This window comes from Rhizobiaceae bacterium (assembly GCA_023953845.1).
Classification (GTDB): Bacteria; Pseudomonadota; Alphaproteobacteria; order Rhizobiales; family Rhizobiaceae; genus Arvimicrobium.
Genome location: JAMLJC010000001.1, coordinates 4,249,787 through 4,264,287, shown reverse-complemented (window position 1 = coordinate 4,264,287; position 14,501 = coordinate 4,249,787). Strand labels below are relative to the sequence as shown.

14 protein-coding genes are annotated in these 14,501 nt (G+C 64.8%); 4 read left to right on the top strand and 10 right to left on the bottom strand.

All coding sequences use genetic code 11. From position 1 onward, the window contains the following. Nucleotides 1–1,299: a DUF445 family protein gene (locus tag M9955_21090; protein ID MCO5084140.1), complete on the bottom strand. Its 1,299-nt coding sequence runs from the start codon at nucleotides 1,297–1,299 to the stop codon at nucleotides 1–3. 186 nt (nucleotides 1,300–1,485) lie between these two features. On the opposite strand from M9955_21090, the gene rirA reads away from it, so the two are divergent. Beyond that, entirely contained in the window at nucleotides 1,486–1,944 is a 459-nt protein-coding gene (gene rirA, locus M9955_21085) for an iron-responsive transcriptional regulator RirA (protein MCO5084139.1), read from the top strand. A 26-nt stretch (nucleotides 1,945–1,970) separates the two neighbouring features. Here the strand turns inward: rirA and M9955_21080 are convergent, their stop codons facing one another. From M9955_21080 to M9955_21065, 4 genes are read right to left on the bottom strand one after another with little or no spacing between them, the layout of a single operon-like run. Next, a complete protein-coding gene (locus M9955_21080) occupies nucleotides 1,971–2,999 on the bottom strand; it encodes a histone deacetylase family protein (GenBank protein ID MCO5084138.1) in 1,029 nt (342 codons plus the stop codon). Further along, nucleotides 2,996–3,502, bottom strand: coding sequence for a GNAT family N-acetyltransferase (locus M9955_21075; GenBank protein MCO5084137.1), 507 nt, complete (start codon nucleotides 3,500–3,502; stop codon nucleotides 2,996–2,998). Before M9955_21075 ends, M9955_21080 begins: the two co-directional genes overlap by 4 nt. A 1-nt stretch (nucleotide 3,503) precedes the next feature. Next, a complete protein-coding gene (locus M9955_21070; GenBank protein MCO5084136.1) occupies nucleotides 3,504–4,847 on the bottom strand; it encodes an aspartate aminotransferase family protein in 1,344 nt (447 codons plus the stop codon). After that, the gene (locus M9955_21065) at nucleotides 4,844–6,475 is read right to left on the bottom strand and encodes a hypothetical protein (GenBank protein ID MCO5084135.1); all 1,632 of its coding nucleotides are present in this window, start codon (nucleotides 6,473–6,475) and stop codon (nucleotides 4,844–4,846) included. The genes M9955_21070 and M9955_21065 overlap by 4 nt, the downstream gene beginning before the upstream one ends. 173 nt (nucleotides 6,476–6,648) lie before the next feature. On the opposite strand from M9955_21065, the gene M9955_21060 reads away from it, so the two are divergent. Then, nucleotides 6,649–7,611, top strand: a complete 963-nt coding sequence (locus M9955_21060) for a carbohydrate kinase family protein (protein MCO5084134.1) — start codon at nucleotides 6,649–6,651, stop codon at nucleotides 7,609–7,611. Nucleotides 7,612–7,630: 19 nt separating this feature from the next. Next, nucleotides 7,631–8,548, top strand: a complete 918-nt coding sequence (locus M9955_21055) for a pseudouridine-5'-phosphate glycosidase (GenBank protein ID MCO5084133.1) — start codon at nucleotides 7,631–7,633, stop codon at nucleotides 8,546–8,548. Nucleotides 8,549–8,558: 10 nt separating this feature from the next. Here the strand turns inward: M9955_21055 and M9955_21050 are convergent, their stop codons facing one another. From M9955_21050 to M9955_21035, 4 genes are all read right to left on the bottom strand, one after another. After that, complete coding sequence (locus M9955_21050) at nucleotides 8,559–9,212, bottom strand: OmpA family protein (GenBank protein MCO5084132.1); 654 nt, start codon at nucleotides 9,210–9,212, stop codon at nucleotides 8,559–8,561. Between the two features lie 143 nt (nucleotides 9,213–9,355). Further along, the gene (locus M9955_21045) at nucleotides 9,356–9,532 is read right to left on the bottom strand and encodes a hypothetical protein (protein MCO5084131.1); all 177 of its coding nucleotides are present in this window, start codon (nucleotides 9,530–9,532) and stop codon (nucleotides 9,356–9,358) included. Nucleotides 9,533–9,704: 172 nt separating this feature from the next. Beyond that, on the bottom strand, nucleotides 9,705–10,421 hold the full coding sequence (locus M9955_21040) for a purine-nucleoside phosphorylase (GenBank protein MCO5084130.1): 717 nt from the start codon (nucleotides 10,419–10,421) through the stop codon (nucleotides 9,705–9,707). Between the two features lie 124 nt (nucleotides 10,422–10,545). Continuing rightward, a complete protein-coding gene (locus M9955_21035) occupies nucleotides 10,546–13,131 on the bottom strand; it encodes a response regulator (protein ID MCO5084129.1) in 2,586 nt (861 codons plus the stop codon). A 184-nt stretch (nucleotides 13,132–13,315) separates the two neighbouring features. Between M9955_21035 and M9955_21030 the strand changes: the two genes are divergently transcribed. Next, nucleotides 13,316–14,020, top strand: a complete 705-nt coding sequence (locus M9955_21030) for a flagellar biosynthetic protein FliO (protein ID MCO5084128.1) — start codon at nucleotides 13,316–13,318, stop codon at nucleotides 14,018–14,020. A 42-nt stretch (nucleotides 14,021–14,062) separates the two neighbouring features. Here M9955_21030 and dksA read toward each other — a convergent pair whose 3' ends face one another. Next, nucleotides 14,063–14,479, bottom strand: coding sequence for an RNA polymerase-binding protein DksA (dksA, locus tag M9955_21025; protein MCO5084127.1), 417 nt, complete (start codon nucleotides 14,477–14,479; stop codon nucleotides 14,063–14,065). Nucleotides 14,480–14,501 lie beyond the last annotated feature (22 nt).

Sequence of the window (14,501 nt, the reverse complement as noted above, 5' to 3'; positions counted from 1 at the left end):
TCAGCGCAGGAACAGCAGCTCGATCGTGTGGAGCACCAGCCCGGCGAGGCCGCCGACCAGCATGCCGTTGAAGCGGATATATTGCAGGTCGCGGCCGACATTGGTCTCGATGACGCGCACGAGCTGCGCCAGATCCCAGCCCTTCACTTGATCGGCGATGAATGCCGAAACGCCGCTTTTCTGATTCTCCACGAAGGCGGTGAGCGCCACCACAAAACCCCGGTTCATGTCGGCGCGGATCTGCTCGTCCGTCGCCAGATGGCGGCCGACCTCGACAAACATACCCGAAAGATGCTGACGGATGACCGAGTTGTCCGAGGCCGCGTCCTGCTCCACGAAGGCGCGGAAGCTCTGCCACATGTCCTCGGTGAGGTCCTTCAGCTCGGGACGCGCCAGGAAATCACGCTTCAGCCGCTCGGCCCGCTTCGCGTAATCCTTCGACTTGCGGAGCCGCTCGATGAATCCGTCGATGAAATGGTCGAACTCGCCACGCAGCGGGTGGTGGGGGTCGCCGCGCACCTCTTCCAGCAGCGCGTCGGCCGACGCCACGATCTTCCTGAGAAGAAAGGCGTCCGCCTTGAACATGTTGAAGACGGTCGGCAGCTCCTGCCTGATCTTCTCCCGCATAACCGCCAGGGCGTTCTCGTCGCTGAGGAATTTTCCCAGCGCGCGAGTGAGCTGATCGAACAGCTTCTGGTGCCTGCGGTCCGCCGTGAAGGCCGACAGCAGGTCGGCGGCGAGCGGGGCCACCTCGATCCGGTCGAGCTGCTCCGTCAGGCGCTTGCCGACGAAGTCGCGCAGGCCGGAGCCTTCGACAGAGGTGAGCATCTTCGGCACGAGACGGGCGACGAAGCCGGAAAGGCCCCTCGCCCGCTCGCCGTCGGACAGCCAGTCAGCCACAAGCGCGGCGAAATCCACCTGTTGCAGCTTGGCGCGCACCGGTTCGGGCGCCAGAAAATTGTTCTCGATGAATCGTCCAAGATTGTCCGCGATGCGGCCCTGATTCTCGGGGATGATCGCCGTGTGCGGGATCGGCAGGCCGAGCGGATGGCGGAACAGGGCGACTACCGCATACCAGTCGGCCAGACCGCCGATGGTCGCCGCCTCGGCGAAGGCCGCGACGAATCCGAAAACCGGCCAGCGGCTTTCCAGCAGTTTCGCCGCGATGAAAAGCAGCACGCAGGCCACGAGCGCGCCGGTCGCCAGCATCTTGGTCCGGCGCAGGATCGCGATCTTTGCGGTCTCCTGCTCCGAAAGCGGCTCGGCAGCGGCAGGATCGGGGAGTCTAGTTTCTGTCATGGCAAGGGATTTGCGGCGCTGGTCCCATGATTTCAAGCCACAAGCTTCCCATATGAACGCGAGCAAGAGCGGCATATGCCGCTGAACATAAATTCCTGACATTCGCATTCATATTTTTGGCGATCATGTCTGGAATTATTCTAATCTATGGGCCATAGTCCACCCACGCTTAATGGAATCTGTGCCATGCGCCTGACGCGCCAAACCAACTACGCCATCCGCATCCTGATGTATTGCGCGGCCAATGAGGGCCACCTCTCGCGCATTCCGGAGATCGCGGCCGCATACTCCGTATCGGAGCTCTTCCTTTTCAAGATCCTGCAGCCGCTCGTCGAAAACGGGCTGGTGACGACTGTTCGCGGCCGCAATGGCGGCGTGAAGCTCGGCCGTCCGGCCGCCGACATCACGCTCTTCGACGTCATTCGCGTCACCGAGGAGAATTTCGCCATGGCGGAGTGCTTCGAGAATGACGCTACGGACTGTCCGCTCGTTGATTCCTGCGGTCTCAATGCGGCGCTGCGCGAGGCGCTCGGCGCGTTTTTCGAGGTCCTGATGCGCCACAGCATCGCCGATCTGGTGAAGTCGCGGCCCATCAACACGCTGCTCGGGATCGACGCTCTTCCGCCCCGCGCCCTCGCGAACTGAAGGGACCGGCCGCTTTACGCGGCCGGTTATCCGCGCGCGTTGCCGAATCCGGTCAGGAACGACCTCAGGTTGTCGCCAAGCGCGTCGCACAGATAGCCGCCTTCCTGCACGATGACGCTCGGCAGCTTCAGCCCGCCGATCGCCTCGCCGATGCGCGCGAAACCTGGCGTGCTCACCGAAAGCCCGCCAAACGGATCGCCCTCGAAGGCATCGAGACCCAGCGCGACGACGAGCGCATCCGGCGCGAACGCCCGAATGCGCTCGAACGCATTTTTCAGCGCCTCGAGAAACACGTCGTCTCCGGATTTGCGCGGCAGCGGCAGATTGTAGTTGTAGCCGAGGCCCGGTCCCTCTCCACGCTCGTCCGCATGTCCCCAGAAAAACGGGTAGAAACGCACGGGATCGGCATGCAGCGACACGGTCAGCACGTCGGGGCGGGCATAGAAAATCCCCTGCGTGCCGTTGCCGTGGTGCAAATCCACGTCGAGGATCGCGACGCGCTCGACCGTGCGGCGCAGGCGCTGGGCGGCTATGGCGGAATTGTTGAGGAAGCAGAAACCGCCGGCGACATCGGCAAAGGCATGGTGGCCCGGCGGCCGGCAAAGGGCGTAAGCCGCCGACTCTCCGCCCGTTACGGCTTCCGCCGCCGCCACGGCGCTCCATGCACTCCAGCAGGCGCTGTCGAAGGTTTCGGCAGAGATGGGGCACGCCGTGTCCGCCATGTGATAGCCCGCCTGCCCGACTGCCGAAGCGGGATAGGAGCCGTCGCGCGCCAGCGGATGGATGTTCGGAATGACTTCCTCGGAAGCGCCTTCGATGCGCTGCCAGCGCACGAAGATGTTCTTCAGGAACGCCAGATATTCGGGCGTATGGATGGCGGCGATCGGCGCCAGCCCAAAGTCCGCGGGCCGTTCGATCGCGCAGCCGGCCGCCCTCGCGCCGGTCAGCAGCCTCTCGACGCGTTCCGGCTGTTCCGGATTGGGCTGCGGCGCGCCGCTTGACAGGAATGCCCTGGGATCGTGGCGTTTCTGCTCCTCGGCATAGAATGCTTTCACGACTCGTCCCCCCGCTCGGTTGCCAGCGCGTCGAAGGCTTCGCCATAAGCGGCATAGATCAGATCGTCAAAGCGGTGCACGAGCCCGAGCCGCTCATAGAACTTCATCGCGGACGGGTTTTCATGGTCGACCGCGAGCCGCAGATAGACGCAGCCGCGCTGCCTGGCGATCGCGGCCGCACGGCGCAGGAGCCGTTCGCCAATCCGCAAACCCCGAAATCTGTCGTGAACGACCAGATCCTGCACATAGACGCCGGGTCGGCCGAACCAGGTCGAAAAACTTCGGAAGAACAGACAGATGCCGGCGGTTTCTCCAGCTTTCTCGGCAATCAGGCATTCGAAGGCAGGATCGGCGCCGAACCCGTAGCGACGCAGATCTTCAGGCGTGCTCCTCACCTTGGCGATGTCGCCGATATGCGTCGCAAGGGTGAGCAGCGCGCGATGGATCTCCTCGGCATCCACCGAGGTGGCCTGCCGGATTCGAACGCCATCCGCCGAAGCCATGTCAGCCATCCACCGGCAGGTGGAATTCATCCGCCAGAAGCTGGAGGCAGTCGCCGAGGATCGACATGATCTCGCCGATCTGCTCCCGGGTGACGATCAAAGGCGGGCAGACCATGAAATTGTCGCCGAAAGCGCCGCCTTTGACCCGCCGCGAATAGACGATCAGCCCGCGTTCGAACGCGAGATCGATAAGCCGCGTGTTGGCGAATTTCTCCGGCGCCAGCGGGGTCTTTGTGAAGGGATCGGCGTAGATATCCGCGCCGAGCAGCAGGCCCTTGCCGCGAATATCGGCGACGAAGGGAAACCGCTTCGCCATCGACACCAGCTCGGCACGCAGGATCGCGCCCATTTCCTCCGCGCGCGCGATCAGGCCCAGCCTGTCGGTTTCGGCAAGCACCGCCAGCCCCGCCGCACAGGCGACCGGATTGCCGGCATAGGTGTGTCCGTGAAGGAAGCCGCCCATGCCGATGATCGGCGCCACGATGCGATCCGGCGCGGCGATGGCGCCGAGCGGCTGGTAGCCGGAACTCAGGCCCTTCGACAGAATGACGATGTCAGGACGGCAGTTCCAATGCTCGCCGGCCAGGAATTTTCCGGTGCGCCCTGCCCCGCTCATCACCTCGTCATGGATCAGCAGGATGCCATAGCGGTCGCAGATCTCGCGGATGCGCCGATAATAGCTGTCAGGCGCGACGAGGCCGGCAGTAGCCGCGCCGCCGACCGGCTCCATGATGAAGGCGAGCACGCTTTCGGGGCCTTCCTCGATAAGCTTCGCCTCCAGCATGTCCGCATAGCGCAGGCCGCGCGCGTCGTCCGACAGGTTGTCGCGGTCGCGGTGAATCATCGGCGCGGGGATCAGCGGCATATAGCGGCCGATGTCCTCGAAGGCGTCCGTCAGCACATGGTCGCCGGTCACACCCAGCGCGCCGACCGTGATGCCGTGATAGGACGGCATGCGGCCGATGATCATCCGGCGCTTCGGCTGGCCGATGGCGACGGCCCACTGCCGCGCCAGCTTCAGCGCGGCTTCGACAGCCTCGGAGCCGCCTGACACGAAATAGATACGATCCATCCCGGGGATGCGCCGCGCGAGATCGGCGGCGAGTTCCAGCGCCGGCTCGTTCTCGAAGTGGATCGTGTAGGCGAAGCAGACCTTGTCCATCTGGCGCGATACGGCGTCGATCACGTTGCGGTTGCCGTGACCGATATTGACATTCACCGCGCCGCTCGACCCGTCGATGTAGCGCTTTCCGGCCTTGTCCCAGAGATAGATACCCTCGGCGCGCTCGACCGTCGGACGCGGCAGGCGCGTGTAGTAGAAGAGATTTTTGATCGGCGCCGTCACGATGCGGATTTCCCCAAAAACCTGTCCATGACGTTCTGCGTCACCCTTTCCACCATCGCATCCCCGCGCAGCAGGCCGGCCACCCACTCGCAGCTTCCGGCGTGGAAGACCTCGCCCTTGCCCTTGGCGAAGTTGACGATCATGCCGTTGCCGCGCTTCACCTTTTCGAGGTTCTCGTCGCTCGGGGAGCCGTAGAGCGTTTCAGCGGCGAAACGGCCATCCTCGTCGTTCAGCCAGCCGGTCGGAACATCGGCGCTCTCCTCGACCTGCGTGGCGAGGCCGACGCCAAGGATTTGGACGCCGTCCGGCGGATTATCGGTTCCGGTCGGCTCCGGCAAGCCGTTGCGGATGACATGATCCAGCCCGTCGACCTCATAACCGAAGATGTGGCTCTCCTGCCCCAGCACGTCTCCATAATAGAGACCGGTGTTCCTGAACGCCCAGTGCTCGGGACGGTAGATCGGAAAGCCGCGAACGCCGCGCGGCAGGCAGCCGCCCCAACCTGCGTAGACGCCCTTCAGCGCATTCAGCCCGAAGGTCGATGTCGCAGGGCGGCCGACCTCAGGCGCGTCCCACGCATTGGTGGTGCGGGAGGTATCGGCGGAGCGGTAGACCGGATCTTCCTTGCGGGCATTGTATTTGTAGCAGACCTGCCTTCGGCCCTCGTCCTCGAGCCGCGTCTGCCAGAGGAAATTGCCGGCGAAACGCGCCGCGCGCCCGCCCTTCTCCAGATAGGCGTCGACCGCATCGCGCATTTCCCAAGACCAGTATTCGTCATGGCCGACACAGACGATCAGGTCGTAGCCGTCGAGGATTTCCGGCGAGAAATGCAGCTCGTGGTTGCTGATCAGGTCGATGCCGCAGCCCGTCCGATCCGCCCATTTGAAGAAGTGCGAATCGTAACTCGCCCAGCCCGCCGATGCGTATTTCTTGGAATGGCCGGTAGCGTAAGCCCATTCCATATGCGGATAGCGCGGCTTCGTCATCGGCGGCAGCGCGATCTCGATCGGCACGCGCGGCGCGTCGGCGGGCAGCGTCACGAAGCCACGGCACCACGGCCGCTGCGTGCTGACCTGCCGCGCATATTCATTGCGGCCCGGCCCGGTGATGCCCTGATAATGATTCGAGCCGCCCCAGGTGTTGTAGGCGGTCCAGGTGCCGGTGGCGGCGACCTGCAGGATACGGCCGCGCTGCGGACGCGCGGGACACAGAATGAAGATATGCTCGCTCGTGACCGGGCTTCCGTCGCGTCCATCAGCCTTCAACGCCACCTTGTAGGCGCCGGACGGCCATTCCGGAGGGATGGGCAGCTCGAAGGTGGTCTCCCAGCCGCAGCCTTCGACCGAACACTGGTCCGGCGTGTCCTGCCAGCGCGCCGCTATGCCGGATCGCGACCAGACAGGCGTTTCAGCCGCGCCGTCTCGCGCGATCGCGATGTCGAAACGCGGCGCGGTGGAACTGACCTTGAACGCCGCCGTGTCGCCCGGCCGATAGGAGAAGCGGTCGGTGTAGCACCAGATCTCCCCGCGCTCGCCATCCATGCCGGGATATTCATAGTAATGACCGAAGGTCGCCTCGTGGCGCTGTTCCTCGGTCAGGCCGAAATCCGGATATTCTGTCGGTCGCATGTTTTCCCCTCCGGCTCAGAATAAGCACCGATCGCAGGCGTGGCGCCACCGGTTTCGGGGCATGGCACGGCGTCTCGGATGACGCTGGATCAAATGCCGGCCGATCCCGCCGTCGCAATTGCACGTTCCGTTGACGCCGCCTATGGTCGCGCTCCGGTTTTCAGGCGTGTTGCATGGCATCGACTCTCCGCGTCCCGCATATTTTCGCCGTCGGCGGCGCCCATATAGACCGGCGTGGCCGCATGACCGCCGAGTTCGTCGCGGGAGCCTCGATCCCCGGTACGATGCGCGAGGATGTCGGCGGCGGCACGTTCAATGCCCTGCGCACGGCGGTGCGCCGGGGGGCACGCGGCACGCTGATGTCTGTGCGCGGCGGCGACGGCGCCGGTATGCGGGTCGCGGAAACCATGGCTGCGGAGGGGATCGCGGACGCATCTGCCATCTTCCTCGACCGCGCCACGCCGAGCTACACGGCGCTGCTCGATCGCGACGGCGATGTGGTCGCCGCACTTGCCGACATGGACCTTTACGACACGGCGTTTCCCAAGCAGATGCGCCGCGCCAAGATCCGCGCCGAGCTTCTTGACGCCGATGCGCTGCTGACCGACGCCAATTTGCCGGACGCCGCGCTGGAGCGTCTGACGACGGCCGCCGCCGGCATACCGGTTTTTGCCATAGCCATCTCGCCCGCGAAAGCCGTGCGCCTCGCCGGCGTTCTGCCGAAACTCTCCTGCCTGTTCATGAACCGGCGCGAGGCGGCCGCCCTGCTGGCGAGAGCCGGGGAAGCCGGCGGGGACGACGCCGTTCAATTCGTCGCAGCGCTCCGACGCGCCGGTCTCGGCCGGGGCGTGATCTCGGAGGGTGAGCGAGCCGTCCTCGCCTTCGACCAGAGCAAGGTCTGGCGTGTCGTTCCGCCGAAGCCGCGCCACATAGTTGACGTCACCGGCGCTGGCGACGCGCTCGCCGGCGCATCCGTCGCCGCGCTCCTGAAAGGAATGGCGCTGCCGGAAGCCCTGCGTGAGGGCGTAGCGGCGGCGCATCTCGCAATCGGAGTGGAGACCGCCGTTCCGGCATTCGACGATAAGGCTTTCGAATCGACGCTTGCGCTTGTGCCTTCCGCGGTCGAAGTGGCATGAGGGGAAATCCGGAGTTCCCATGACACCTGAAGCCGCTCGCCAGTTCATCGACATCGACGCGCCTGTCGCGGCTGCGCTTGCCGCCGGCACGCCGGTCGTAGCGCTGGAAAGCACGATCATCACGCATGGCATGCCCTACCCGGACAACGCCCGGATGGCCGCGCGCGTGGAAGCGATCATCGCCGAGGAAGGCGCGACGCCCGCCACCATAGCGGTGGTGGACGGCAGGCTGAAGATCGGGCTTTCCACGGACCAGCGGGAAGCTCTCGCCCAGGTCTCCGGCGCGATGAAGCTGTCGCGCGCCGATCTGGCCTTCGCCGTCGCGGAGCGGCGCACCGGCGGCACCACCGTCGCCGCCACGATGATCGCGGCCGCGCTCGCCGGCATCCGCGTCTTCGCAACCGGCGGCATAGGCGGGGTCCACAAGGGGGCAGAGACCAGCTTCGACATCTCCGCCGACCTTGACGAACTGGCGCGCACACCCGTTATCGTGGTCTCGGCAGGCGCGAAGGCCATACTCGACATCGAGAAGACGCTGGAGGTGCTGGAGACGCGCGGCGTTCCCGTGGTCGTGTTCGGGTCGGACGTGATGCCGGCCTTCTGGTCGCGGCAGTCGCCCCACAAGGCGCCGCTGCGGCTAGACGATCCGAAGCGGATCGCGCGCTTCTTCGTGACGCGGCAGGCTCTGAGGCTGGGCGGGGGGATGCTCGTCGGCAATCCCGTTCCGGCGGAATCGGAAATACCTGCCGAAATCATGGCCGGATATATCGAGACGGCTCAGCAGGCGGCGGTCGATCAGAAGATCGGCGGCAAGGAGGTCACGCCCTTCCTCCTCGCCAAACTTCTCGAGATCACCAGCGGCGCCAGCCTCAAGACCAACATCGCGCTGGTTGAGAACAACGCCCGGCTCGCGGCGCGGATCGCCCGCGAGCTCTAAGTTTCACAGGTTACGACAACGGCGAAAGCTGGATTTCGACGCGGCGGTTGGCGGCGCGGCCGTCAGGCGTGCTGTTCGACGCGATCGGGCGGGATTCGCCGTAGCCCTGCACAGCGAAGCGGCGACCGTCGATGCCCTGATTGTAGAGGTAGTTGGCGACCGACATGGCGCGGCGCTCCGACAGATCCTGATTGTGCTGGTCGCTGCCGGTCGAATCGGTGTGGCCGTAGACGTCGACGATGGTCTGGTTGAACTTCTTGATGACCAGCGCGACGGAGTTCAGCGTCGGATAGAAGCTGGAGATCACCTGGTCCTGATCGGTCGCGAAGGTGATGTTCGAAGGCATGTTCAGGATGATCTGGTTGCCGTTGCGCGTCACGCTGACGCCCGTCCCCTGAAGCTGGGCGCGCAGCTCGGCCTCCTGGCGGTCCATGTAGTTGCCGATCGCGCCGCCGGCCAGAGCGCCGACGCCCGCGCCGATCAGCGCATTGCGGCGGTCGTTGCCGCCGCCGAGCGCGATGCCGGCCAAAGCGCCGAGCCCCGCACCAATCGCGGCGCCGCCGGCGGTGTTCGACACCTTCTGCTGTCCGGTATAGGGATCGGTCGTGCACGCGGCCAGCAGCGCGGTGGCCGCAACGGCCGCAATAATCTTGGTCTTCATCAATCCCTCTCTCCAGCTCGGATCACGTTCTCGTGCGTCCACCCGCCGTGATTCTGCCTGTATGTCAATTGCGGCGAAAAATGGAAAATGTCCAAGCAGACGCCGCCCGGACGCCTGCTTCGCGCGCAATCCCGCCGAAAGAGCGATCAGGCCGCCTGGACCAGTTCGTTGAATTCGTCGAGATCGACGTAGAAAAGACGCGTCAGTTCCGCGAGCATCTCATCGATGTCGTAGCCTCGCTCACGCAATATGGTGATTGCCGTCTGCAAGTCGACGCGCTCCGTCAGCCGCCGCTTGGCCCAGTCCTCGATATTGTCCTGCATTGGTTTCGTGCCCCCAAAACCTGCCAACGCAATGAACCGACTTGGAACTGAACTCCTTCTATCGCTCGACGCCTGCGCCAACCTTGCTCCCTTGCGGAAGCGGCGCAACCCGACTCACCAATCTGTTTGTAATATTAGCCGGAATGCAGGCTGGCGTGAAATTGTCCGGCGCTCAGGCGGCCGCGTGTGCGACGACATCGAGCGCGAGACGCGCCATGGGCGCGAACACCGCCTGCCGTTCGGCGCGTTCGATCGCGTCGCCTGCGACGAGGCTGTCGACGACCGTGCATATGGACAAGGCGCGGATGCCGAGACGCTCCCCCAGCGCATAAAGCGCATGCGTTTCCATATCGATGGCGATCGCGCGGTCGGCCATAAGGCCGGACATCCGCGCGAGACCGAGCGGATGGTAGTAATAGTCGCTCGCGCCCGTCAGGCCCCAATGAACCGGGCATCCGATTTCGGGCGCCAGATGTCGCGTCAATTCCAGCAGGCCGGCATCCGCGCGGATGCCATGTTCGACGGTGCCGAAGGTGCTGCCACCGGAAACCTGATCGGTGACCGCCTTCTCCGAGACGACGACTTCCCGCAGTCCGATCTCGGGCGTCAGGCTGCCGCAGCTGCCCACCCGGATCAGAGTTTTGACGCCATAGAACGTCACAAGCTCGTTGGCGTAGATGGCAAACGACCCATGCCCCATGCCGGAAGTCTGCACGCTGACGCGATTGCCCCGATGAAAGCCCGTGAAGCCGAGCGCGCCCCTCACCCTGTTGATGCAGCGGGCGTTCTCAAGCATGGTCTTGGCAATGAACGCGACGCGGTCCGGGTCGCCGGCAAGAAGCACGGCTTCCGCATAGTCGCCCGACGCGGCCTCCAGATGCGGCGTCATCCCAATCCCCAGAACCGCGATCCCGGCGGCATCATCGCACAATAAGAGCCGGGGCGCGAATAGGAATAACTCTTTTCGCGGCTTCGGGTCGGCCGACCGGCGTGGTCTGTCCGCGTGGCGTCGGTCAGCCTTCCAGCACTTCCTTCACCACGGTGGCGAGTTGCTTCAGGGAGAACGGTTTCGGCAAGAAGCCGAACTTCTGGTCGGCTGGCAGGTTCTTGGCGAATGCATCTTCCGCATAGCCGGAAACGAAGATGAACTTGATGTCCGGCTGAAGCTTCCGCAGTTCGCCGAGCAAGGTCGGCCCATCCATCTCAGGCATGACGACGTCGGAGACGACGATGTCGATTTTGCCCTCCAGTTCGTTGAAGATTTCCAGAGCCTCCACGCCGGACGATGCTTCATGCACGGTATAGCCGCGCGATCTCAGCGCGCGCATGCCGCCCATGCGAACCGCGTCCTCGTCCTCGACGAGCAGCACCACGGCCGAACCGGAAAGATCCCTGTTCGCCTCGGCCGGCTTGGCGGATGCGGTGGCAGCCGCGCCGCCTTCCGGAAGGGCGGGATCGGCCGGCTTGACCTCCGGAATATGGCGCGGAAGGAAGATGCGGAACGTCGTTCCGTCGCCGACCTCGGATTCGCAGAAAATGAAGCCGCCCGTTTGCTTGACGATGCCGTAGACCATGGAAAGGCCGAGGCCGGTGCCCTTCCCCACTTCCTTGGTGGTGAAGAACGGCTCGAAGATTTTCTTGATCACCTCGGGTTCTATGCCGGTGCCGGTGTCCTGCACCTCGACGAGCACGTAATCCGCCGGCGTCAGTTCGCGGTAGCCGTAGTCGGCGCATTCGGCGGCGGTGACGTTCCGGGTGCGCACCGTCAGCCCGCCGCCGTCCGGCATCGCGTCGCGCGCATTGACCGTCAGGTTGACGATGACCTGCTCGAACTGCCCGAGATCGGCCCGGACGGGCCACAGATCGCGGCCGTGGTCGATCTTCAGCGTGATGTCGTTGCCCGCGAGCCGCGCCAGCAGCATCCGCAAATCCGCCAGAACGTCGGTCAGGCTGAGCACTTCCGGGCGCAGCGTCTGCCGGCGCGAGAAGGCAAGCAGCTGGCGGACGAGCGAGGCGGCGCGGTTCGCGTTCTGCTTGATGTTCATGATGTCGAGGAAGGACGGGTCTGACGGACGATGGTTCGTCAAAAGAAGATCCGACGCCATGATGATCGCGGTCAGCACATTGTTGAAATCGTGCGCGATGCCGCCTGCGAGCTGTCCGACAGCCTGCATCTTCTGGCTCTGCGCCATCTGGCTTTCGAGGGCCTTCTGCTCGGTCGTCTCGACCGCGTAGACGATCGCAGCCTCCTCCGCGCCCTCGTCGCCGATACCGTCGACCACGGCGTTGACGTAGAAGCGCACATGGCGCTCCTCATTGTCCGGCAGGACCGTATCGATGGGCGGAATATCCGCCTGATGCTGCTTGGCCTTCTCGACCGCGCTCGCAAAGGCCGCCCGGTCGCGCTCGTGGATCACCGTGTCCAGCCTTATCCGGCGGTCGACGGCATCCCGGTCGACCACGCTGGCGAAAAGCGACAGGAACGGCGCATTCGTGCGCAGAATGCGGCCACGCTGGTCGATCCCGGCAATGGCCATCGGCGTCGAATTGAAGAAGCGCGTGAATCTCACCTCGGACGCGCGCAGTTCGGCCGAAACGTCCTCGCCCTCCGCGCGATTGAGCACGATGGTGCGCGTCGCGCCCTGCTGGCCCTCGCGGCTCGCCGTGACGCGGTGCATGAAGCGCACCGGCAGCGCTTCCCCGCTGGAGGTCGCAAGATCGAGGTCGATGACGGCGTTGCGGGTCGTGCCGGGGTCGGCCTTCACCGAGCGGACGAGCGCCATGCCGTCACCCGCGACGATGTCGTGCAGCGAAATGGAGCCGGGGCTGAAGCTCGCGAGGTCGATGCCGAGCCATTCGGCCAGCGTGGCGTTCACATAGGTGACCTTGCCGTCCGGATCGGCGGAGAAGAAACCAGCCGGCGCGTGATCGAGATGGTCGATCGCCTTCTGCAGGTCGAGGAAGAACCGCTCCTGCTCGGCACGTTCGTGGGAGATGTCCGCCAGTTGCCAGGCCTGCAACGGCTCGCGATGACCGGGCGAAGGGAAGCGGCGGGCATGCACCCGGTACCAGTGCGCGCCGGCTTCGCCGCCCGGCCTGAGCGACTGCTGGAGCCGGAATTCGCCGTCCCCCGCCGCGCCGTCCTTCAACCCCTTGGCCAGACGGTAAGCGAGCGCGGACGCGTCGGGCAGGTCCGACAGGATGCTTTCCAGCGGGCGCAGGTCGGCCGCCGAGGCGGCGCCGGTCATGTCGCCATAGGCGCGGTTGGCATAGATGATGTGCCCGCGCCCGTCGGTGACCAGGAGACCCTGTTTCATGGAGTCGACGAAAGACTTTGAGAGATCGCCGCCGCCCGACCGCGGCGCGATCTGCACGAAGCCAATCGCCGTGGCGAAAAGATAGCCGACGCCGATCATCGCCAGAACGCCGAGCAGGCCGAGCAGGAACGGATTGCCGAAACGGTCCCGAAAGAAGCCGAAGACGAACGCTCCGCCGATCAGCACGATGATGAAGATGATGAGGCGCGTGATGGCGCCCGGCCGCATGACGTTGTCGACGACCGGTGCCGGGTTGAAATCGCTGCGATTCTCTTTGGCCATTGCCCTCTGCTCGGCGTCCCCGGTAGCGCGATTCCCTCTCGCGCTTGGATCATATTCTGCGAATCGCGTGAAGTGCCTGACGGAAAAAGCTGGCGAAAACCCTTGCCACGGCGCGCTATATTGGCAACTTGCAGACGCACTCGTCTAAAGTCTACTCTTTCAGTCGGTCGTATGGGGAAGCCTTATGCTCGAATGGTTGGAAAGCATTGCAGGACCGCAATATGTGCCTGCGGTGCTTTGGACGCTGGCGGCGCTCGCCGCGCTGGTGGCCATTCTGATCGTGGTGAAGGTCATCCGCCGCGCGTCGTCGGGCACCTTCGTCGCCGGCGGGCGCAACCGCAAGACCCGGCTGGCCATCATGGACGCGACGGCGGTCGACAGTCATCGCCGGCTGGTGCTCGTACGGCGTGACGATGTCGAGCACCTGCTGCTGATCGGCGGGACCAGCGACATCGTCGTCGAGCAGAACATCAGGCTCAACGCGCCGGTGCGCCGTCCCGCGCCCCCGGAAGGAGCGAATCAGACGGCCGCGCAGCGGCCAAGGCCCGCGGATGCGCCGCCTCCCGCCGCCGGAACCGCTCCGCGCCCCGCCCAAAGCGGTGCTCCGGCGTCACGTCCCGTCGCGCAGCCCGTCACCCAGCGGCCGCACGAACCGACCTCCGAGATCCGCTCCATCCCGCGTCAGGCCGCGCCGCTGCCTTCCGGAGCTGCGCCCCGTCCCGCGCCGCCGGCGGCAAAGCCCGCCGTGGACGACATAGACGAAACGCTGCTCCATGAGCTTGAAGTCTCCCTCGACAACGAACGCGACAAAACCGCGAAACGGCCCGAGGCCTCGCTGGAGGAAGAGATGACGCGTCTTCTCGGCGAGCTGTCCGGCGGAAAGAAGTAAAAGTCAGGCCTGACGATTCCGCCGTACCCCGGCGAAAACCGATCAGTCTTCGCGATAGACCTTTTCCCTGCGCTCGTGGCGCTCCTGCGCTTCGATTGACAAGGTCGCGATCGGCCGGGCGTCGAGGCGCTTCAGCGAAATCGGTTCGCCAGTCTCCTCGCAATAGCCGTAGGTGCCTTCGTCGATGCGCTGCAACGCTGCGTCGATCTTGGAGATCAGCTTGCGCTGCCGGTCTCGCGCCCGCAATTCGATGGCGCGATCGGTCTCCGAGGAGGCGCGATCGGCGAGATCGGGGTGGTTGGCATTTTCCTGTTGCAGGATTTCCAGCGTTTCGCGTGCTTCACGCAGGATATCGTTCTTCCAGGCGATCAACTTGGCTCTGAAGTAGGATTTCTGCCGTTCGTTCATGAACGGCTCCTCTTCGGACGGCGTATAGTCTGCTTCCACGAGCGCACTCATTCGACTCATCCCAAGACCCGTC